General features: G+C 53.4%; 23 protein-coding genes and 2 pseudogenes. 3 read left to right on the plus strand and 22 right to left on the minus strand.

What is annotated here, in order from left to right; genetic code table 11:
• Positions 1 to 32 precede the first annotated feature (32 nt).
• From mutM to D1646_RS10205, 6 genes are all read right to left on the minus strand, one after another.
• Positions 33 to 905: a bifunctional DNA-formamidopyrimidine glycosylase/DNA-(apurinic or apyrimidinic site) lyase gene (gene mutM, locus D1646_RS10180; RefSeq protein WP_160636358.1), complete on the minus strand. Its 873-nt coding sequence runs from the start codon at positions 903 to 905 to the stop codon at positions 33 to 35.
• The gene (locus tag D1646_RS10185; protein ID WP_160636359.1) at positions 883 to 1,794 is read right to left on the minus strand and encodes a radical SAM mobile pair protein B; all 912 of its coding nucleotides are present in this window, start codon (positions 1,792 to 1,794) and stop codon (positions 883 to 885) included. The genes mutM and D1646_RS10185 overlap by 23 nt, the downstream gene beginning before the upstream one ends.
• A 1-nt stretch (position 1,795) precedes the next feature.
• Positions 1,796 to 2,413 carry a nitroreductase family protein gene (locus tag D1646_RS10190; protein WP_160636360.1) on the minus strand — a complete coding sequence of 206 codons (618 nt, stop codon included), beginning with the start codon at positions 2,411 to 2,413 and terminating at the stop codon, positions 1,796 to 1,798.
• 17 nt (positions 2,414 to 2,430) lie between these two features.
• On the minus strand, positions 2,431 to 3,030 hold the full coding sequence (locus D1646_RS10195) for a nitroreductase family protein (RefSeq protein ID WP_160636361.1): 600 nt from the start codon (positions 3,028 to 3,030) through the stop codon (positions 2,431 to 2,433).
• Positions 3,031 to 3,032: 2 nt separating this feature from the next.
• A complete protein-coding gene (locus D1646_RS10200; protein WP_347565181.1) occupies positions 3,033 to 3,509 on the minus strand; it encodes a MarR family transcriptional regulator in 477 nt (158 codons plus the stop codon).
• A gap of 149 nt (positions 3,510 to 3,658) precedes the next feature.
• Positions 3,659 to 4,045, minus strand: coding sequence for a TnpV protein (locus tag D1646_RS10205; protein ID WP_160636362.1), 387 nt, complete (start codon positions 4,043 to 4,045; stop codon positions 3,659 to 3,661).
• 269 nt (positions 4,046 to 4,314) lie between these two features.
• Here D1646_RS10205 and D1646_RS10210 point away from each other — a divergent pair, with 269 nt between their 5' ends.
• The 3 genes from D1646_RS10210 (at position 4,315) to D1646_RS10220 (ending at position 6,315) form a co-directional block, all read left to right on the plus strand.
• Positions 4,315 to 5,421 carry a DUF4368 domain-containing protein gene (locus D1646_RS10210; RefSeq protein WP_347565182.1) on the plus strand — a complete coding sequence of 369 codons (1,107 nt, stop codon included), beginning with the start codon at positions 4,315 to 4,317 and terminating at the stop codon, positions 5,419 to 5,421.
• A gap of 234 nt (positions 5,422 to 5,655) precedes the next feature.
• Positions 5,656 to 6,015 (plus strand): type II toxin-antitoxin system RelE/ParE family toxin, encoded by a 360-nt coding sequence (locus D1646_RS10215; RefSeq protein WP_160636363.1) that lies wholly within the window; start codon positions 5,656 to 5,658, stop codon positions 6,013 to 6,015.
• A gap of 3 nt (positions 6,016 to 6,018) precedes the next feature.
• Positions 6,019 to 6,315, plus strand: a complete 297-nt coding sequence (locus D1646_RS10220) for a helix-turn-helix transcriptional regulator (RefSeq protein WP_160636364.1) — start codon at positions 6,019 to 6,021, stop codon at positions 6,313 to 6,315.
• A 512-nt stretch (positions 6,316 to 6,827) separates the two neighbouring features.
• Here D1646_RS10220 and D1646_RS23185 read toward each other — a convergent pair.
• From D1646_RS23185 to D1646_RS10295, 16 genes and pseudogenes are all read right to left on the minus strand, one after another.
• Positions 6,828 to 7,115 carry a site-specific integrase gene (locus D1646_RS23185; protein ID WP_347565185.1) on the minus strand — a complete coding sequence of 96 codons (288 nt, stop codon included), beginning with the start codon at positions 7,113 to 7,115 and terminating at the stop codon, positions 6,828 to 6,830.
• 3 nt (positions 7,116 to 7,118) lie between these two features.
• Positions 7,119 to 7,544, minus strand: coding sequence for a hypothetical protein (locus D1646_RS23940; RefSeq protein ID WP_347565183.1), 426 nt, complete (start codon positions 7,542 to 7,544; stop codon positions 7,119 to 7,121).
• Positions 7,502 to 8,125, minus strand: a pseudogene (locus D1646_RS10230) (tyrosine-type recombinase/integrase). The gene D1646_RS23940 and the pseudogene D1646_RS10230 overlap by 43 nt, the downstream one beginning before the upstream one ends.
• A gap of 218 nt (positions 8,126 to 8,343) precedes the next feature.
• Positions 8,344 to 9,369 (minus strand): sugar kinase, encoded by a 1,026-nt coding sequence (locus D1646_RS10235; RefSeq protein ID WP_160636365.1) that lies wholly within the window; start codon positions 9,367 to 9,369, stop codon positions 8,344 to 8,346.
• A complete protein-coding gene (locus D1646_RS10240) occupies positions 9,366 to 10,019 on the minus strand; it encodes a bifunctional 4-hydroxy-2-oxoglutarate aldolase/2-dehydro-3-deoxy-phosphogluconate aldolase (RefSeq protein WP_160636366.1) in 654 nt (217 codons plus the stop codon). Before D1646_RS10240 ends, D1646_RS10235 begins: the two co-directional genes overlap by 4 nt.
• 54 nt (positions 10,020 to 10,073) lie before the next feature.
• A complete protein-coding gene (locus D1646_RS10245; protein ID WP_160636367.1) occupies positions 10,074 to 10,712 on the minus strand; it encodes an FAD-binding protein in 639 nt (212 codons plus the stop codon).
• Positions 10,713 to 10,715: 3 nt separating this feature from the next.
• Positions 10,716 to 11,735 (minus strand): FAD-binding protein, encoded by a 1,020-nt coding sequence (locus D1646_RS10250; protein ID WP_160636368.1) that lies wholly within the window; start codon positions 11,733 to 11,735, stop codon positions 10,716 to 10,718.
• 19 nt (positions 11,736 to 11,754) lie between these two features.
• Positions 11,755 to 12,471 (minus strand): enoyl-CoA hydratase/isomerase family protein, encoded by a 717-nt coding sequence (locus D1646_RS10255; RefSeq protein ID WP_160636369.1) that lies wholly within the window; start codon positions 12,469 to 12,471, stop codon positions 11,755 to 11,757.
• Between the two features lie 4 nt (positions 12,472 to 12,475).
• Positions 12,476 to 13,759: a TRAP transporter large permease gene (locus D1646_RS10260; protein ID WP_160636370.1), complete on the minus strand. Its 1,284-nt coding sequence runs from the start codon at positions 13,757 to 13,759 to the stop codon at positions 12,476 to 12,478.
• 31 nt (positions 13,760 to 13,790) lie between these two features.
• Entirely contained in the window at positions 13,791 to 14,348 is a 558-nt protein-coding gene (locus D1646_RS10265) for a TRAP transporter small permease (RefSeq protein ID WP_160636371.1), read from the minus strand.
• Positions 14,349 to 14,369: 21 nt separating this feature from the next.
• On the minus strand, positions 14,370 to 15,170 hold the full coding sequence (locus D1646_RS10270) for an enoyl-CoA hydratase-related protein (RefSeq protein ID WP_160636372.1): 801 nt from the start codon (positions 15,168 to 15,170) through the stop codon (positions 14,370 to 14,372).
• Positions 15,171 to 15,174: 4 nt separating this feature from the next.
• Positions 15,175 to 16,365, minus strand: coding sequence for a CoA transferase (locus tag D1646_RS10275; protein ID WP_160636373.1), 1,191 nt, complete (start codon positions 16,363 to 16,365; stop codon positions 15,175 to 15,177).
• A gap of 16 nt (positions 16,366 to 16,381) precedes the next feature.
• Entirely contained in the window at positions 16,382 to 16,840 is a 459-nt protein-coding gene (locus tag D1646_RS10280; RefSeq protein WP_160636374.1) for a MaoC/PaaZ C-terminal domain-containing protein, read from the minus strand.
• An 89-nt stretch (positions 16,841 to 16,929) separates the two neighbouring features.
• Entirely contained in the window at positions 16,930 to 17,970 is a 1,041-nt protein-coding gene (locus D1646_RS10285; RefSeq protein ID WP_160636375.1) for a TRAP transporter substrate-binding protein, read from the minus strand.
• A gap of 341 nt (positions 17,971 to 18,311) precedes the next feature.
• Positions 18,312 to 18,971 (minus strand): hypothetical protein, encoded by a 660-nt coding sequence (locus D1646_RS10290; protein WP_160636376.1) that lies wholly within the window; start codon positions 18,969 to 18,971, stop codon positions 18,312 to 18,314.
• Between the two features lies 1 nt (position 18,972).
• Positions 18,973 to 19,416 (minus strand): annotated as a pseudogene (locus tag D1646_RS10295) (type IV secretory system conjugative DNA transfer family protein); the annotation flags it as partial.

A 19,416-nucleotide genomic window follows, 5' to 3' on the forward strand; every position in this document is an offset into this window, starting at 1 on the left:
ATACGACTCTCGCCCTTTTTCTTCCATGTATCCTATCTTACCACCGTTTTATCCGCTTGTGAATACAGTTTCTTAGTGGCAGATGGTTGACAGGCTTGGCAAAACACACTGCTTCTACCACCGACAGTTATGCGGCACAGCACAGCCCCACAGTTAGGACAGAGGTCTCCGCCGTGGCCGTAAACCTGAAGAAACGGCGTATTGCGGTAGTCCTGCCCCTTGTTTTCCAAATATTCTTCCGGGGTAAGCGCGTTCTTTTCTATGAAATAGGACAGCCGCTCCAGGATAGCAGCGGCAAAGCGTTCCCATTCCACATAGGTCAGCCCTTTGGCGGGCCTCGCTGGGTGGATGCCGGACGCAAATAGGATTTCATCGGAATAGATATTGCCGATGCCAGTAATCACACTTTGGTCTAACAGACATTCCTTGATTGCCTTTTTCCTCTTGTCAAAATGCTGTTGCAGATAATCGGCGGTCAGACCAACGTCAAAGGGTTCCAGCCCCAGCTTGTCCACGCCGCTGTATGTATCACTTTCGCCCTTACGGAACAGCCAAAACCGCCCAAAACGGCGGGTATCGGAAAACCGCAGTTCATCGCCGCTGCTCAAATGGAAAACGATGTGAGTATGCTTTTCCGCCGGGTAGTTGGCGGGGGTGAGCAGGAGGCAGCCGGTCATTCGCAGATGCAGCGTAAAATAGTCGCCACTGTCCAGCAGCACACTTAAAAATTTCCCTCTACGGGTCATAGCTTTGATAGTCTGCCCTGTGAGGACTTGGCAAAATTCCTCCGCTGTGGGATGTCCGATCACTTCCGGGCGGTTCACTGTCACCGCTGTAATGGTCAAGCCTTTTATTTGCGGCTCCAGCACCCGCCTGATTGTTTCAACCTCCGGCAGTTCTGGCATAGTGTTCACCACCCTTTCTGGCAGACTTTTTGATCTCGCTGTGATAAAAGAAATTCACAATGATGGGCGAAGCCTCAAAGGGTCGGTTCATGCTGTCATCATTGGTTACATAGTCCAAGTCAATTTCGGCGGCCCAGGCTTTCAATTCTCTATCCAGCAGTTCCCAATAGCGACGGTCATTGTTGCTGTATATCTCCTGATACAGTGGCATGAGGTCGGGGGGCTTTCTCTGAATGTAGTCCATGATAGCGGTTTTATACCCGCCCCGGAGGTTGAGATTTTCCAGCCAAATCAAATTGCACTGTTCCTTTGCGCTCTGGATGATGGCTTTCACATCTGTAATTCCGGGAAAAATCGGAGAAATGAAACAGGTAGTCCGCACACCGGCATTGTGAAAGGCTTTCATCGCCGCCAGCCGCCGCTGAATGGAAGCGGCTTTATCCATATCCTCCCGGAAAGTTTCATCCAGGGTGTTGATTGACCAAGACACACGGGCGTTAGGAAAACTCTTTATCAATTCCAGGTCACGCAAGATCAAATCGGACTTGGTGGCGATACTGATTTTTGCGCCGCTCCCTTGCAGTTGGGTCAGCAAGGCCCTTGTCCGCCCATAGACTTCTTCCTGCGGATTGTACGGGTCAGTCACAGAACCGATGAACAATTCCTTACCAGCATACTTTTGAGGGTTCTTAATTTCCGGCCAGTATTTCACATCCAGAAAATCGCCCCAGGGTTCCGGGTGATTGGTAAAGCGTTTCATAAAGCTGGCATAGCAATACTGGCAGGCGTGGGTGCATCCCACATAGGGGTTGACCGAATACTCGCATACTGGGAGATTGGACTTGGAGAGGACGCTCTTGACCTCAATTTCTTTGATAACAGCTTCCATCTTACCACTTTCCCATGTGCATCTTTTGATCTGCCGAAAAAGTGAGTTGTTCCACTTCCGGCGCGTCCTCCCTTGGATAGCCAATGCCAATATAACATGGCATCATCCATCCCTCCGGGACGCCCAGTGCTTTACAAACTTTTGCGCCTTCATCACCGACCGGAATACGCATGGAAGTGCCCAAACCTTCCGCTGTCGCTGCAAGGAACATATTTTCCACTACGCACCAAATGGAGGAAAAGGCGTTTAGTTGATCCACATAGTTGGAACGCAGGCTATACAACTTGAACAACGGGACGATTATGTATGGAGCGGCAACAAGCATGGTGTACTGCCGGGGCATGGCATATTGATACATCCTCTGCATTACAGAAGCGTCTGGAAACAGCCTGTTTGGGTCAGTCAGCCCATGTTCCTCAGCCCATTTTTTTGCGAACTGCATACAATTCTCTTTCTCTGCCTGCTCATGAAGCACGATAAACTCCCATTCCCGCAGATGGTTGTGTGTAGGTGCGGCAAGCCCCGCATCAATGATCTGCTTGACGGCTTCAAAATCAACCTCTTTGTCTGCCCACTCCCGGCTGGTTTTCCTTTTTTTGATTACTTCATAAAACTCCATTTCGCAGTTCCCCCGATTCACCACTTATTCCAGTGGACTTTGTTTTCGACCGTTGCTTTTACCTGGGACGGCACTTCGGCGCTGGGGCTTGCGTATCCGAGAATGACAAGGGTGGGAAGATACCAGCCATCCGGGATTTTCAAAAATTCTTTGATTTTCTCCGGCTCTTTCTTGACTGGAATGTGTACCACAGACCCCAGCCCCTCCGCAGTTGCGGCAAGGAGCATATTTTCGACCAGCGCCCATGTCGCGCCGTAGTCCATCAGGCCATAGCCATTTTTATCTTCGGTCATGGGGTACTTCTGTTTGAAGAACGGCAGAACGACACACGCACATTCCTCAATCATGCTGCGCTGGCGGGGATAGGCAATCTTGAACATCTCCTGCTGCGGAGTCTTGGGTTCCGTGACATGGCAGGGGTAGGGGCGGACAATCTGAGCAAGGTCGTGAATGATAGTTTTGTCTGTCAGCGTCACCAGCTCCCACCGCCGTTGATGGTTGGAGGACGGGGCTTTCAGACCTGCGTCCAAAATCCGCTCCAGTGTCTCCTTGGGGATTTCCCTGTCCTCAAATTGGCGGATGCTCCGCCGTGTGTTGATTGCTTCATAAAATTCCATGATTACGATTTTTCCATTTCCTGATGGATTAAGTCCGTCAGATTTTTTGTAAATGTTCGTGACAGGTCAACGAGTTGTTTTTGCTCCTCCGGCGAAAACATGGACATTGCAGTATCCTCCGCCCAGGTGATGTGCCGGACTACCTTTTCACAATAGGCTCTGCCCGCATCCGTCATTCGGACAATTTTTGTCCTCTTGTTTTCCGGCACTTCTGTAACAGTGACATAGCCGTCTGCCAGGAGATTTTTGATAATTAGATTTACGGTCTGCTTGGACTGAAAAGTTCGCCGACAAATTTCTCTCTGGGTCACGCCGCCCTTGTCATAGAAGTCGTCATAAAACAGTACATTGACCACCAGCAATGTTTTCATCAACATCCCGTTCTGCTTGGCGTACTCGTCATACAGCGCAAACTGCTCATCCCGAAACCGGCAGTATAGATAAGCATTTCTCTTATCTTCCTTGGTTATCTTGCTCACCTCCCATAAGTCAATTCCAGTACGGTCAATTTATTTACCAAAGAGAGAATAACATATGTACAGGCATTTGTCAAGGACGCAGGAAAGTGGTCTGGGCCAATTTGACCCAGACCACTTTCTATCGCCGGCGTTGAAAATATCAGAGAGTTTCATGTATGAATCATCTCATGTTGGACAATTTCTTCAGCACGACTGACGATACTATTCATAGTCCTGATCCACTCCCACTGCGACCGCCGCTTCAAATCTTCGGTCACACCCTCAGCTTCCATCATCTGTTGGACGATGAGCCGATAGCGGTTTTGGGCCTGGTCGTTGAGGTCAGCAAGGTAGGTGTGCAGCCTGCCCGTCAAAATCAGGTGGTTCAGCAGAAGCGGGTTCGTTTCCTCCAGATATGTTCGGTGCATCCTCCCCCACTTTCCGAGGGGGCGGTCATCCTCCTCTGGCAGTTCAATAGCCGGGATGTAGTAGTCCCCGGCAAGGACATAGTCAAGGTCGTTGGCTTCGTCATGGATTTTCGGTGTCAGTTCGCTCATGGTAATTACCTCCTATGTGATAGTCTGGTTTGATTATCGGTAGCCGCTACCGATAATGCGTCTCGCCATCTCGCCGGAGGTAATCGACCATCACGGCACTGCTTTTTCTTGTCATTCTTTATGTACGGTTGACTAATGAGTGGTACGCCAAGGACACCAACAAGAAAATCCGCGCGGTGATGAGGTCTAAAGGGGAGGCTGGCGAACATCTTTGCACCAACCCGCCCTATGGGTACAGGAAAGACCCAGCGGATAAGAAACTCTGGATTGTGGACGAAGAAGCCGCCGAGGTTGTCAAGCAGATATTTTCTCTGTGTCTTGACGGTTACGGGCCGTCGCAAATTGCCCGTATTCTGAAAGCGGACAAAGTGATAACGCCGACCGTCTATTACCAGCGCATGGGAAAGGCAACACGAAGCCCTTTGTCGGACAACCCGTATAATTGGGATCAGAAGTCCGTCGCTGGGATTTTAGAGCGGCCAGAGTATCAAGGGCATACCGTCAATTTCAAGACCTACAAGCAGTCCTACAAAAGCAAGAAAACCTGTTATAATCCAGAAGAAAACTGGCTTGTGTTTGAGAACACCTATGAAGCAATCATAGATGCTGACACATGGGCGCAGGTGCAGGAATTACGGAAGAACAAACGCCGCCCCACGAGGACAGGCAAAACAAATATGTTCTCCGGCATTGTCCGCTGTGCTGACTGCGGCGAAAAACTGTACTACTGCACGAGCAAAAACTTTGAAGCGCGGCAAGATCACTTTGTCTGCTCCACGTCAAGGCTCAAAGGGAAAGAGGTTTGCCCGACACATTTTATCCGCGCCGTTGTACTGGAACAGGGTGTACTTGTGCATATGCGGCTCTTGATTGCTTGTGTCGCTAACCATGAAGAACAATTCCGTAAAGCCATGGGTGCAAAGCAGAAAGCCGAAGCGAAAAAGGAGCTTGCGGCGAAGCGGCGGCAACTGACGCAGGCAGAACGGCGGGTAGAGGAACTTGACCGATTATTCAAGCGTATTTACAAGGATAACGCCAACGGGAAACTTTCTGACAGCAGATTTCAAATGCTCTCTGACGATTACGAGCAGGAGCAGGAAGAACTGCGGGAAAAGCTGTTGCAACTGAACGAGGATATTACACAGCAGGAAGAGCAGGCAGAAAACATTGACAGGTTTATCGGCAAGGTACGGAAGTATCTGGATTTGGACGATCTGACGCCCGCTATAGTGAATGATATGGTAAAGGCAGTGTATGTCCATGCGCCGGACAAGTCCAGCGGCCACAGGGAACAGCGGATTGATATATCCTATGATCTTGTGGGAATACTCCCCGCGTCCTTGCTCAATGGCCTATCAAATGGAGAAACGGCATAGCCCATAAGCTACGCCGTTTCCCAAAAATCATTCCTATGCTGTTTTATTGGTGCCGCCCTTTGACAGCATCCCTTTTATTGGGGCTGAGTTATTTATAAGCGGCTGCCCAGCAATAGCCACTGACAGACGGAAAAAACGGCAGCAAATGATCTGCCATCGCTCTGTACCCTATCTGAGTGTTGACATTATGTGATAAATCACATATAATAATGGTAATGGAAAGCTGGTGAGAGCATGAGCTACGATGTGGAATACTATGAGCTGGAGGATGGAAGCAAACCAGCAGAGGAATTTATACTTGCCCAGAATTACAAGATGCAGGCTAAGATATTTTCGAACCTGACATACCTTGAGGCGATGGGGCCCAGTCTGCGGGAGCCTTATTCAAAACCTCTGGGCGATGGAATTTTCGAGATCCGGACGAAGCTGGGCTCAGATATTACCCGTGTCTTGTATTTCTTTGTGGTTGGGCAGAAAGTGATTCTCACCAACGGTTTTGTGAAGAAAACCTCTAAAACCCCACCCAGTGAGATTGACCGGGCGAAACGGTATCGTGCTGATTATCAGTGCAAGACAGCAGCGAAGGAGGAATAAGCTATGGGGAAGAATTTTCGTGATACGCTCAATGAACAGTTGAAAGATCCTACGTTCCGAGCCGAATGGGAAGCTTTGGAGCCTGAGCGTCAGATTACTATGGCGATTATTGAGGGCAGAGAAGAAAAAGCACTTACGCAGAAACAGTTGGCAGAAACAACTGGCATCGCCCAAGCCGACATCAGCAGGCTTGAGAACGGGACGGCGAACCCGTCGTTGCGGACACTTAAACGTCTGGCAGCCGGCCTGGGGATGCAGCTCAAACTTGAATTTGTTCCCTTGGCTAACCCTGAGCAGTAAGTCAGCCGCCCTCTGAGGGGCGGCTTTTTCACACTAGACGGCTAGACAAAAAATCGATCCCACCCTGTCTGGAGAGGCTAAAACGTGACGAATGTAGAGATGAGGTCAGGTGGTATGGCTCCATACAGAAACCGACACAAAACCGACACAGGTACCAAAAATCAGTCTTTTTTAAGAGACAGCAGGGGACAATAGGAAATGGGAAGAAGTTGTGGTAAGCCTTGCGGCACAAGGAGTTCAGAACTGCAAGGCACAATAACTAATGACAAGCAATAACAGCTTTTTGTTAGTTGGTAAGGATGAGGTCCCCAGTTCAAATCTGGGTAGCAGCTCCAAAATTCCGCTTGAATCGCTTGATTCTGGCGGGATTTCTTTTGTTTCTGTAACTTTTTGAGTGAGTTTATTTTTGCCGACCCACACCGTGACCCACACGCCGAAATGCCCGGAGAGGGACAGAGAGTGCCAGACAGGAAGCTCCGCCTTCCTGCCTGGCTTTTTGTTGCCTTTTGTCCCTACATGACCTGCGCCATAAAATTTCCCATTGTCTCCGCCGCCCGGCTCTGCTGTTGCCTGGTGGCATGGGTGTAGGTGCGGAGAGTAAAGCCTGCGTCGTAGTGTCCCAGCATACTACTGACAGTCTTGACGTCTACACCATTTTGTAATGCCAGCGTTGCGAAGGTGTGACGCAGGTCATGGAAACGCACCTTTTTGCATCCGGCGTGTTTTAGAATCTTGGCCAGACGGTGGCTGACAACGGAGGGGGCTATCAGAGCGTCCTCTTTTTCAGGTGAGGGAAATATCCATCATGAAGAGACAGTCTGCTTGTACACTCGCAGCGCAGCGACCACTGTGGGCGGCAGGATCACGGTTCGGTTTGCAGTCAACTTGTTCAGAGGAACATTGTCCAGCCTTGGCAGAATATACAGACGAATATTATCTTCACGGCCTGTCCGCGTGTTTGAGCAGACGGCGGGTTTACAGCAGGTCTCATACCAGAATGCCATCCAATCACCGAAAGGCATATCCGCCCGAACCTTGACAGCGGTTGTTGGAGTTGCTGTGTTTTTCAGAGCGTTCAGCTTCTCCACGCACTCCGCCTTGGTCTTGGTCAGCACATTTTTTGTCTTGGGCAGGCTCTTGTCATCATAGCCTATGACCACCCGGCCCTTCCAGCGGCCGTTCTTTTTCAAACGGACTGTGCCCTCGCCGCTTTTGCGCGTTCTTCCCACGGGCTCATCTCCTCTCCGAAAATATCTGTCAGGAAGTCGCCCGCCACTTCCGGCGCCCGCCTCTGCATGTCGTTGGTGGTGTGGGTGTAGGTGTCCAGCATGAACGCCGCTCTGGTGTGGCCCAGGATACCGGACAGGGTTTTCACGTCCACGCCTGATGCCAATACCATGGGGCGCGAAGGTGTGCCTGAGGTCACGGAAGCGAATACTGGGTAGTTCTGCCTGTTTCAGAAGGACCTTTAGCTGGCGGTAGGCTGAGTCGGGCCGGCTGCTTATCGTCCGGACTGGGTCTGATGTGATTCTCAATGTAGCTGCGGTAATTCTTTAGTGTGTTGGGATGTCTCCAGCCACTGATCAAACCACTCCGAGAGCGTCATCCTGCTTTGTTCCGTCAGGTCAGCACTCTGGTAGCTGTAGATGTGCTGACGGAGCTTTGCGGATAACTCTTTCTGTGCTAGAGTGTAGACGCAGTGGAAGATTGAGTCGCCGTTTTCCTTGTGGCCCGCCACAATGCGACCCTCCCAGCGTCCGTCATCCCGCCTGCGTACCATACCGTCACCGGACAGTCTGCGTTGTGCCATCTGTTACTCACCTCCAGTCCGAATATCTCCGTCGTTGTTATCCATACACTCAGCCATCAGCCTGACACCCAATCGGAGGCCCAGGATGAAATTTTCGGTTGCTGTGATACTGTATTTCACTTCTGTGCCATTAAAGAAGCCGGTTCTCGTCTGAGAACCGGCTGATGTGTTTGGATATAATATCATCATTTTGTATCCACACGCAAAAACGCATGAGCTTACCGAACGACCCGACCGGAGCCGTTTCCGTTCATCAAAGTTTTGACTTCCTCCACCGTGGAGAGATTGAAATCAAATTCGATTGTCTGCTTCAAACATGAGGCGGCCACCGCGTACTCCAGTGTCTCCTGATCAGACATGCCATTCAAAAAACCGTAGATGAGACCGGATGCGAAAGAATCACCGCCGCCAACTCTGTCGACCAGCTGGATGGTATATTTTTTGGAATTTAGGACGTTTGTGCCGTCGCACAATATACCGGACCAGCCGTTGACCGATGCGGAAATAGACTCTCGCAAAGTGATGGCGACCTTTTCAAAGCCAAAGGTCTGTGACAATTTTTTGGCCAGGCAAGCGTAACTGTCCGTGTCCAAGCTCCCGGAGTCCACATTGGCGCCATCGGCACGGATGCCCAAAACCTTGTCGCTGTCCTCCTCGTTGGCGATAAGGACGTCCACATATTCCATCATAGGACGCATGACCGCCTGCGCTTTTTCCGGGGTCCAAAGATACTTTCGATAGTTCAGATCACAGCTGACCTTTACCCCGTGCCGGCGGGCAGCCCGGCAGGCCTGGCGGCAACATTCGGCAGCGCGGTCGCTCAATCCCGCAGTGATTCCGGTAAAATGGAACCAACCGGCATCCTTGAAGATGTCATCCCAATCGAACTCGCCGGGGTCTGCCTCTGAGATCGCGGAGCCGGCCCGGTCGTATATGATCTTAGAGGGGCGTTGAGAGGCGCCGCGCTCCAGATAATATACCCCAATCCGCTCTCCACCCCAAACAATATGGGAGGTATCCACACCATAAGCGGCCAGTTTGCGCATGGCGCAGCGGCCGATCTCATTATCGGGCAGTTTCGTAACCAGCTTGCTGAGAACTCCCATATACGACAACGCGATGGCCATATTGCCCTCCGCCCCGGTATAATTGACGTTAAAGTTGTCGGCCTGAGGAAAGCGGAGATAGCCGCCGGGTGCCAGACGTACCAATATCTCGCCGAAGCCTACAAAAACTTTACTCATCTTAATTCTCCTTTGGCAATTGCGGCGAAGGTCCGGGCCCGGCGGGTGATCTCAGCCCAGTTTCCCTCGGCCATCAATTTTTTGTCCGCGAGGCGGCCGCTGATCCCCGCACCGGCAAAACCCATATCCAGATACCTGCCGAAATTCTCCTCCGTCACACCGCCGGTGGCCACCAGCTTTACATGGCTGATGGGAGCGAGGATGTCCTTGATGTAAGTAAAGCCCAGCGTTGTGGCCGGAAAGAGCTTGACAAAGTCGGCGCCGGCGCAGTGGGCGTCCATGATCTCGGACGGGGTCATGGCGCCGGGCATAGACACCATGCCGAGCTCCTTTGTCCGCCGGATGACACACTCCCGAACATTGGGAGAGATGATGTACTTAGCACCTGCCTGATGGGCGGCATCCACCTGCTCCGGAGTCAGCACCGTGCCCGCTCCAAACATCATGTCGTTCCCGTGCCGGGCGCACAGAGCGGAGATGGCCTCCTGGGTCTTGGCGATGCAGTCCGGGTCCTGCTGATCGAAGGTACATTCAATCAGCTTGACGCCCCCCTCGAACAACGCGTCGCACAGGTCCAGCAGCGGCTGACCATATACCTTGCGGATAATGGCCACTACCTTGTGCGTATCGATAAACTCCTTGGTATTCATTGTCTCACCTTCCTGTTTTATTTAGAGCTTCGCGGCCGGCGGGCGCCGGAACACTCAGACTTTTTTGCATAGTACGATCTGCTTTTCCCAGTCAGGATTCCAATCGGGATAGTCCTCACGGTAGTGGCTCCCGCGGCTTTCCTTGCGCTCAGCGGCGGCCAGAGCCATCAGCTGGGCGCAGTTGACGAGGTGGTATAAAGACAGATTCTGGACGCAGGGCTTGTCACACATGGGAGCGCCCTCCAAATCTTCCTTCATTTGGACAAGCTCCTTTTGAAGCTCCTCCAGTTTTTTCTGCGTACGGCAGATGAACAGATTCTCCTGGGCCGCACGCTGCAGGCGGTCCAACATCGCCGAGGGCTGTGTCCGGCGGTACAGGAGAGAGGTCATACGTTCTGTTTGCGCAATATTGCCCTCATCCACGGGCAGCAGACCATTGGCCCTGACAAAGCGGCTGGCTTCCCGGCCCGCCAGTTCTCCAAACACCTGACAGGTGCCCATCATGTTGCCGCCCAGGCGGTCTGCGCCGTGGGGACCGGCAGCTGTCTCCCCTGCGGCAAAGAGGCCGGCGACAGTGGACATGGCCCGCTTGTCGATAGAAATACCGCCGTTGACAGCTTGGGCGACACAGGTAATACCAACCACCTCATGCAGCAGGTCCACTCCGTTGTTTCGGAAATGCGCCTGCACCATAGGCTAGAGATCCTTCAGGTCAGCGTCAAATTTCAAGCCGGCAATGTACTCGGGGACAAAATGTCCAAACCGCACAGGCAGGCAGGCATGTTCATCTCCGCCGCCCGCGTTGATCTCCTTTTGGAGCGCAATCTCCAGATAGCGGGATATATCCCGGCTGCTGAAGGGAAAGTGTTTGCAATGCTCCAGCATTACATCCTTTTCCGTGATGCCCTGGGGGAGGTAGCGGCCCAGGAATGGCTCTCCCTCAGCATTTTTCAGCTCGGGGAAACCCGCCCATAGATAGGTGTTAAACAGGCTTTTTACGGGATGGAAAAAGCCGATGCCGGCCTGCATAAACTCCATATTCTTGAGCGCGGCTCCGTGGTCATAGGCCAAAGAATACCCGTCGCCCGACACATCTGCCGGGTTCAGGTTCTGCAAAAAGACCTGGGAAGCTCCGCCAGTGGCTAAAATGACCGCGCCGGCCTCAACGGCTCGCAATACGCCGTCCTGCCCGATGACCACCGCGCCGCAGCACCGTCCCTCCTTGCAGACCAGGTCCACCACCATTGTGTGCTCCATCAGGGCCACATCGCGCTGCTTGATCTGTGCCAGCAAGGCAGCTACGATTGGGCCTCCGTGCCCTGGAATGGTGTACCCCCGGCGATAGTTGGAGTAGCAGCCCTTCATAATAATCTCTCTGCCATCCTGGACGGCCGGAGAGACGCCCCACTTTCGCAGCTCCTCAAAACGTGGCTTGGCGTTTCTGACCAATATCTCCACCAGCTCCGGGTCTGCCATTCCCATGGCCGCAGCCATAATATCCTGGTAGTAGGTCTCCTCTGTGTCGCAAGGATCTCCGCATCCCGGTACATTGAAGCCGGCAATTTCACAGCACTCATGGGTTGTGGCGCCGGAGTGTCCCACCGTACCCTTTAGAACCATCAGAACTTTTGAGCCCTGATCTGCCGCCGCGATTGCGGCGCGGCAGGCGGCGCCTCCTCCCCCCACGATCAAAATTTCGGTCTTGATATGTTCCATTCGCCAATACTCCTTTGTGTCAGTGCAAAAGATTTCTATCCAGGTGAAGACCATGGACTGCGCTCTGAGCCGCGGTCTCATATGTTGCTGAATGGACCAGGGCCTTGATCCGCCCCGCGGCACTCCTGGGCAGCTTTGCCAGACGGCCCGCCATAGCCAATGCACGCCGCTGCAGGTATTCTGGCTCCACGGCCTCATGTACAAGGCCCAGCCTTATCGCCGTGTCTGCGTCTACCGAGCGGCCCAGGCAGATCAGCTCAAACGCCCGGGCAGGGCCCACCAACTTTGTGAGCCGCATCACACCGCCGCTCCCCGGAAAATTTCCAAGAAAGATTTCAGGCAGGCCGATCTTGGCCTGGCTGCTCATAATTCGAAAATCGCAGCACAGAGCCATCTCAAAGCCGCCCCCCATGGCGGAGCCGTTCAGCGCGGCGACGGTGGGGAAAGGGAGCTCCGCCAGACGTGTAAAGACATCGTTCTCGCGTCTCAGCTTGCCCTCTACAAAGTTGCTGCGCAATGCGGGAAATTCCTTCACGTCGCTGCCCGCACAGAAAACACGGTCCCCTGAGCCGGTCAGTACCAGGGCGCGTATGCTTTCATCTCGCTCCGCCTGGGAGACAATTTCTTCCATCTCCGCCATGCACTCCAGAGACTGCAGGTTAAGGGGGGGCGTGTTCAGCGTGACCCACAAGATCCCGCTCTCCGGCCGCATGGTCAAAATTAAAGACTGTTCCATATGTTTATATCTGACCGAGGAGTCTGGGTAGGAACAGGACAACCTCAGGGACAAAGGCGATCAGCAGGATAATGGCGATGAATAAAAGGAAGATATACTTCAGCTTTTTGATTACCTCCACCGTGGATACCCCGCCGATCCCGGCGCTGATGAGCAATGTCAGGCCGTAAGGAGGCGTAATGAAGCCGAAGCACATGGTCACGCAGATCAGCACACCTACATGGAGGGGGTGCAGGCCCACATTGGCGGCCAGCGTCTGGATGATAGTCATAAAAATGACGATGGCCGGGGTAGCGTCCATGAATGTGCCCAGAATCAAGTAAAGCACAATGATGAACAAGGTGACGAAGATCTTGGAATCCGCCATGGGGCCCAGCAGGGACATGAAGATCTTGGGAACCTGGAGGTATGCCATCATATAACCGAAGGCCCCGGCTCCGGCCACGCACATCAGAGGCTTGCACATGCCAAACAAGGTGTTGACAACCACCGTCTTGGCCTCTTTCCACCGGATAGAATGGAACGCGAAGAGAGAGACCAGGATACAGTACACCGCGCATAGCATACCTGCCTCACTGGTGGTCACATAGCCGCCGGAGATGCCCAAGACTATGATGACCGGGGCCATCAGTGCGGCAATGGCTTTCTTGGTAGCATAGGCGACCTCTTTGAGCGTGGCATGGCGCTCGGCAACAGGAAAATCGTTTTTCTTAGCCCAAATATACACATATACCATGAGCGAGGCCCCGATGATAACGCCGGGAACAAAACCACCGATAAACAGCGCCCCGATGGAAACACCGGAGTATGCACCGTATACCACCATCATAATGCTGGGTGGGATGATGGGCCCGATTGTGGCCGCCGAGGCGTTAATGGCACAGGCAAAGTCAGCGGGGTAGCCCTCCTGGCGCATTGCGGGCAGCATGATGCTTCCCAATGCGGTGGCATCCGCAGTGGCCGATCCTGAGATCCCGGCCATAAACATGTTGGTTAGGATATTCACATGGCCCAGACCGCCGCGGATATGGCCGACCAGTACCTTTGCAAAGTTGACCAGCCGCTCAGTGATCCCGCCGTGCTCCATCACATTTCCCACGATCAGAAACAACGGGACGGCCAACAGCGTATAGCTGTTCAGCATGGAAAAAATATTTTGGATGATGGCGATTGGGGTTATGCCCAGCATAGCCGCAGTAAGAAAACTGGAGACGCACAGGCACAGAGCGATGGGAACCCCCGCTATCGCCAGAAATACAAACGAACCAAATAAGAATACAATGCCCATTATCGATCAACTCCCTTCCGCTGTCCTGATGTCATCCATCTTTCTCGTCCGCCTTTTTGGCCATCTTCTTACTGATCTGAGACAGGTCAACCCCCAGAATGAAGCAGACCAGCTGCTCTATCAAGAAGTAGGTCATCGCCACACTGGACAGCGGGATACAGACAATGGCGTAGAACAGGGGAAAACCGGAAGAGGAGGACTTTCTGGTCAAGCCCAGCCTGGCGTATTCCCCGCCATAGACGATCATGTAGTACGCAAAAACGAACAGAATGGCCAGAATAAACAGGCGCTGAATCAGCTTGACCGCCTTGGGCAGACGGGAAAACAGCTCGATGCTGAAATGCTCATTTTTCCGGACGCACACCGCCGAGGTGGTGAAGATACACCACACATAGGCGAAGATTGCGGCGTCCTGGGTCCAGGTCAGGGAATTGTTTGCCGTTCTGGCAACTACATCCAGGACGACAGCAGCAAAGAAACCAATCAGGAGGATCGCTCCGACCAGGATAGAAAGACCTTCCAGGATATCTCCCACTCGGCCCATCAGCATCAACGGGGCCGATGGTGTTTTTCCATTTCGATCACTCATGGTGTTGCTCCTTGTAAAAAATCACTTCAGCTGCACAGTGTCTTGAAACACAGGCGGCCGTTTTTCCAAAAATGCCTTGGTCCCTTCAATGCTGTCTGGTGTCTTTAAAATGATCTCGCTTAGTGCCAGCGACTGTTCAATCGCCTCAGCTGGCGTCTGCGTATATGCGTTTCGACACAGTTCTTTTATGCACTTTAACGCAAATCTCGGCTTGGAGGCCAGCTCCCGGGCCAGCTCATAGGCGCTGTCCCACACTTTTCCAGCTGGGGCGATCCGATTAATCAGACCAATCTCAAGCGCTTTCTCCGGCTCCACTGCAATCCCTAAGCAAAGCATCTCCATCGCTCTGCCCATCCCCACCCGGCGTACCAGGCGGAAGGTAGCGCCGCTTCCGGGAAAGGTTCCAATGTTGATCTCAGGCTGACCGATCTTGGCCCGCTCATCCATAACGATGAAATCACAGGCCAAAGACATTTCACACCCGCCGCCTAGGGCCATAGCATTGATTGCCGCGATCACGGGCTTGTCCATGTTCTCCAGACGGGAGAATATAGCGTTTTCCTTGCGCAGCTTCACCTCGACGAACCGGTCTCGAATGGCCGGAAATTCCTTCAGGTCGGAACCGCCGCAGAATACCCGGTCACCGGCAGCAGTGATCACCACCACGCGGACCCGCTCGTCCTCAGAGACCTGGATAACGGTTTCGAGAAGATCATCCAAAATAGCCACGGTGGTCAAATTCATGGGCGGAGCGTCCAGTGTGATGCGGGCGATACGGCCATCTTCAAAGTGATCCAGTTTGATCTTTCCGGTTTGTCCCATATTATCACTCCTTATCCTGATACTGGACGGCAGCACCCTGCGCTAACAGCGTTTGGATCTCTTCCTCTTGGTAGCCCAGTTCCCGCAGGATCACGACGGTGTGTTCACCCAGTTCAGGGGCGGGCTTTCTCAAGGGGACAGGGGCACGGTCTACACGCAGCGGACTGCCCAAGGTGCGCACCGTCCCGCCTCTGGGGTGTTCGAACTCGGCGATGATCCCGTTGTGGATAACCTGAGGATCTTCCACAACGTCGTCATAGGTGTTGATTTTGGAAAACCAGCAATCGTGGGCAGCCAATATCTCCAGCCACTCCGCCGTGGTCTTCTGCTTTAGGACCTCGGCGACCCGTGCGTCCAATTCGGGACGGCGTTCAAAGACGGCGTTATCGTCGAACTCCTGGAAAAACTCTTCACCGAAGGTCTCTTTCAGTTTTGGTACAGGAGTCTTGGAGAGGAGAATGTAGTCATCTTTCGTCTTATAGATACCATAGGGCACATCATACACACGAGTCACGCAGCCGGAGGGGAGCTTGTCATAGATATGCCCATGGTACAGATAGGCCCCCAGGGGTTCAATCTGTAAGTGCATGGCGGCATTGAGCAGACAAGAATCAATCTGGTGGCCTTTCCCAGTGCGCAGCTTGTCGACTAAAGCGGACACGATACCGAACGCGGCCAGGACGGCGCCATGCGTATCGATAACGGCGGTGCCCAGCGCCACTGGAGCCTGTCCCTCTACACTGCTGGACCAGCACAGGCCGCTCTTGGCCTGGGCCAGCAGGTCCTGACCGGGCAGCTTCCGATAGGGCCCGTCCGTACCGTAGCCGCTGATATTGCAGTAGATCAAGCCGGGGTAGCGGTCTTTCAGCTGGTCATAACCCAAACCGTATTTTTCTAACACACCGGGGCGGAAATTCTGGATAATGACGTCCGTCTCAGGCAGCAGTTCTTCAATGACCTGGCGCCCCTCGGGTGTACGCAGGTCCAGGGCGAGACTGCGCTGGTTCCGGTTGACAGACAGGTGGAGCACGCTCACGCCGTTATAGAAGCTGTCCATAGGGGCAAAGCCGCGCTCATAGGCCCCCTTTGGGGCCTCGATTTTTATGACCTCAGCCCCCATGTCGGCCAGCATCTGGGCCGCGACAGGCCCCTGCAGAAAATGTGTGAAGGCGAGAACTCGGATTCCTTCCAGCATAGTTGATATACCTCCCTTATCCCTCTTTGGGGACACGTTTCATCATGATGGATTTATAACCCTCCTGGACCACCTCATCCCGCTGGTTCAGCACCTGGAACAGGAATTTGATGATGCCCCGGTCCGGTTTGCTCCGGCTGGGAATCATCTCAGATACGGTCACCTTTACATGGATCGTGTCCCCAAAGAAAACCGGACCCTTGAACTTCCACTGGTCGATGGAAGCGAAGGCAATACCCGTCGGTGTGGTGAGCTTCATGGCCATAAACAGGCCGTGGGCATAGGACAAAACCAGCATACCATGCGCGATCCGTTGTCCAAACTGAGTCCCTTCAGCCATTTGTTTGCTGGTGTGGATCTCAGTATAGTCCCCTGTCAGACCCGCAAACATGACCACATCCGCCTCAGTAATGGTACGGGAGGCGGTCAAAAAAACCTCGCCGGTCTCAAATTCATCGTAGTATTTAGGCCCCATGATATCTCCTTTTTTGATCGATTAAGCTGCCTGGATGCACCAGACGGCTGGATTTAGCGTTGTCATCGCACATCAGCTCATGCTCCGCTTCAAGCCATGCTGAGTATGGTGTTCAGCATCTCAGTCTGTCCCAGCTGCCGGGCGTATTCCGTGTGCAGAGAGGAGCAGATATCATAGGCGGGACTCATATCAAAATTATCAATATAAGTGACGCCCTGCTCATTGATAGCCTGCTGCAGATACTGCTCATCCTTCTGTGTCTGGGCCTCAAACAGGGCCTCGGCGCCGGCCTTTGCGGCATCGTATACTATCTGCTTCAGGTCGTCATCCAGCTTGTCCATGGTAGAGGTAGACGCCATGATGGGATGAATCATGATGGTGTGCTGGGTTTTGACAAAGTAGGGAGCTACCTCATAATGGGCATTGGTATAATAGGAGGTAGCGCAGTTCTCTGCAGCAGCGATCAAATTGGTCTCAAAGGAGGTGTATATCTCACCAAAAGACATGGTGACAGGGTTGGCGCCCAGAGTTTTCCACATGTTGGTCTCGATTTCGGCGGGCTGGCAGCGCAGATTCATGCCCTTGATGTCATCTAAGGTCTCAATGGCCTTCGTGGCGTAGATGTTGCGCCAGCCGGAAGGCGCGATGTTCAAAAGCGTGATGTTGGTGTTGGAGTTGTCCACGATGTCCTGCCAGTAGGCCAGGATATCAGGGTCGTTGCAAACAGCCAGCGCGTGCTCTGTGGAGCGGTACAGGAACGGCATACCCAGGATACCGATTTCGGGAATCAGACTGGAGGAGTTGGAGGTGGTGCTGACCAGAAAGTCCAGTGTGCCCAGACGCAGACTCTCGGTCATCTCGGTCTCAGAACCCAAAACAGCACTGTTGAAAATGTCGACCTGGATTCGCCCATTGGATTTCTCTTCCACATAGCTTTTGAACGCCTGGGCAAAGTTTTCATAGGGGTGGGATTCTCCCTGGTCATGGCCGATCTTCAGGACAAACTCGGGGCTGCCGCCAGCGGAGGCGGGATCGGGGGCGGAGGCAGAAGAGTTGTTTGTGCTGCCGCTGCAAGAGACGAGAAACAGCAGGGCGGCGGCAAGGAACATCGCGAATACTTTCTTTTTCATGTTTCATCTTTCCTTTCTGGTCTTAATGTACAGTCAGCCAGTCAAAACGGTATTGGTACATTTTTGATACCATCTGACTCCTCCTTTCAAATTGGGGTGTCATTGTAACCGAAGGTGGCATAGGAGGTCTACATTTTTGCGTTGTAACCAGACGCATAGAGAGGGAAACGCCTTGCGTCTCAGGGAATAGACGGGCTGATCATCGGTTACATCGAGCGTATGGATGTAACCGATGGTCAGATACAGATTTGCACCGCCATTGTAACCGATAGTGCGGGGTTTTGACGATGGTTTGTAACCGGAGGTCACAGCGTAATTTGCGGTTCCAATGTAACCGAAGGTCAGCGGGAAAAGGGAAAATGATCTGAGCGCATAAAGAAAAAGTCTCCCGCGTCCTGCACCGGCAGCACATAGATATGGCACACTTTTTCCGGGGACCGCTGGGCCAGCAGGCAGACGTTCAGGCTGAACTGATCGTCGTCCGCGACCAGCCTGCCCTTGATGGCGTTGCTCACAGCTTTCCACCCTTTGTTATCCTCATCGTAGACCTGGCGGGAATCCACGTCGCAGAGCTCCTCGATCACCAACAGGGCGTGGTCCAGCACGGGCAGTTTCCCCCGCCGGCCCTCGTACTGATCCAGCAGCCTGGTGATGGTGTCCGTCAGCCAGAGGGGCGGAGCAAACCGGCAGTGGGGCAGCAGGGTGTTCAGCTGAATATGAAGCCAGCCAAACTCGTTTACCTCCACCTGTCCGGCAATATCCAGAGACGGAAGGGTGGGCTTTTGCCCTATGGTGGAGACCGGCGGCATACTGCTTTCACAGATGGCCCGCAACTCCACAACACCACGCTCCAACCGGGCGGCGGTATTCTCCAGCGCCTTTGCCACGGCCTTTGGATCGCTGTCCGGCTCTCCCAGCAGAGCGGCCACCTGGCCGCTGGCTCCGTAAGCTCCGTAGGTGATAAGCTGTATCTGCTTGATGATCTCTTTTACATCCGGCATATTATTGCTCCTCTCTTTCCTGTTGTGCCCTGGCCCGCAGGTCGGTGGGCGAGGTGGTGATGGCGTTGTACTCTTTTTCGGTGGCGTGGAACTGAACAGGGACGTGGTTATACCCAATGCAGAGAAGCCCCTCTCCCCGGCGGAACCGGGTGATCTGTCGGACTTCATCCTCGGACAGGTTAAGCACGCCCTGGATAAGCCGGGCCTCCTGTTCCTCCATCTGCATGACCAGCTTAATGCGGCTGGAATCCAAAATGCCCTTGCCGTACTTGCCGCCGTCCAGCCCAAAGAGGTCCTGCATCCCCTGGGTGGAGGTTACAGCAATCCCGCCCAAGCCCCGGATTGTCTTGACCATCTCCTGAACGAAGCCAGCGGCCAGGGGGTTGGAGTTGGCCCCCACCAGGGACCACAGCTCATCGGCGATGAGGGCGGACAGGTCGCCGCC

This window comes from Pseudoflavonifractor sp. 60 (assembly GCF_009911645.1).
Lineage (GTDB): Bacteria > Bacillota > Clostridia > Oscillospirales > Oscillospiraceae > Lawsonibacter.

Bases quoted from the DNA above. Each gene is read 5' to 3' on its own strand.
- mutM (WP_160636358.1), bottom strand. From the start codon at position 905: ATGCCAGAACTGCCGGAGGTTGAAACAATCAGGCGGGTGCTGGAGCCG.
- D1646_RS10185 (WP_160636359.1), bottom strand. From the start codon at position 1,794: ATGGAAGCTGTTATCAAAGAAATTGAGGTCAAGAGCGTCCTCTCCAAG.
- D1646_RS10190 (WP_160636360.1), bottom strand. From the start codon at position 2,413: ATGGAGTTTTATGAAGTAATCAAAAAAAGGAAAACCAGCCGGGAGTGG.
- D1646_RS10195 (WP_160636361.1), bottom strand. From the start codon at position 3,030: ATGGAATTTTATGAAGCAATCAACACACGGCGGAGCATCCGCCAATTT.
- D1646_RS10205 (WP_160636362.1), bottom strand. From the start codon at position 4,045: ATGAGCGAACTGACACCGAAAATCCATGACGAAGCCAACGACCTTGAC.
- D1646_RS10215 (WP_160636363.1), top strand. From the start codon at position 5,656: ATGAGCTACGATGTGGAATACTATGAGCTGGAGGATGGAAGCAAACCA.
- D1646_RS10220 (WP_160636364.1), top strand. From the start codon at position 6,019: ATGGGGAAGAATTTTCGTGATACGCTCAATGAACAGTTGAAAGATCCT.
- D1646_RS10235 (WP_160636365.1), bottom strand. From the start codon at position 9,369: ATGAGTAAAGTTTTTGTAGGCTTCGGCGAGATATTGGTACGTCTGGCA.
- D1646_RS10240 (WP_160636366.1), bottom strand. From the start codon at position 10,019: ATGAATACCAAGGAGTTTATCGATACGCACAAGGTAGTGGCCATTATC.
- D1646_RS10245 (WP_160636367.1), bottom strand. From the start codon at position 10,712: ATGGTGCAGGCGCATTTCCGAAACAACGGAGTGGACCTGCTGCATGAG.
- D1646_RS10250 (WP_160636368.1), bottom strand. From the start codon at position 11,735: ATGGAACATATCAAGACCGAAATTTTGATCGTGGGGGGAGGAGGCGCC.
- D1646_RS10255 (WP_160636369.1), bottom strand. From the start codon at position 12,471: ATGGAACAGTCTTTAATTTTGACCATGCGGCCGGAGAGCGGGATCTTG.
- D1646_RS10260 (WP_160636370.1), bottom strand. From the start codon at position 13,759: ATGGGCATTGTATTCTTATTTGGTTCGTTTGTATTTCTGGCGATAGCG.
- D1646_RS10265 (WP_160636371.1), bottom strand. From the start codon at position 14,348: ATGAGTGATCGAAATGGAAAAACACCATCGGCCCCGTTGATGCTGATG.
- D1646_RS10270 (WP_160636372.1), bottom strand. From the start codon at position 15,170: ATGGGACAAACCGGAAAGATCAAACTGGATCACTTTGAAGATGGCCGT.
- D1646_RS10275 (WP_160636373.1), bottom strand. From the start codon at position 16,365: ATGCTGGAAGGAATCCGAGTTCTCGCCTTCACACATTTTCTGCAGGGG.
- D1646_RS10280 (WP_160636374.1), bottom strand. From the start codon at position 16,840: ATGGGGCCTAAATACTACGATGAATTTGAGACCGGCGAGGTTTTTTTG.
- D1646_RS10285 (WP_160636375.1), bottom strand. From the start codon at position 17,970: ATGAAAAAGAAAGTATTCGCGATGTTCCTTGCCGCCGCCCTGCTGTTT.
- D1646_RS10290 (WP_160636376.1), bottom strand. From the start codon at position 18,971: ATGCCGGATGTAAAAGAGATCATCAAGCAGATACAGCTTATCACCTAC.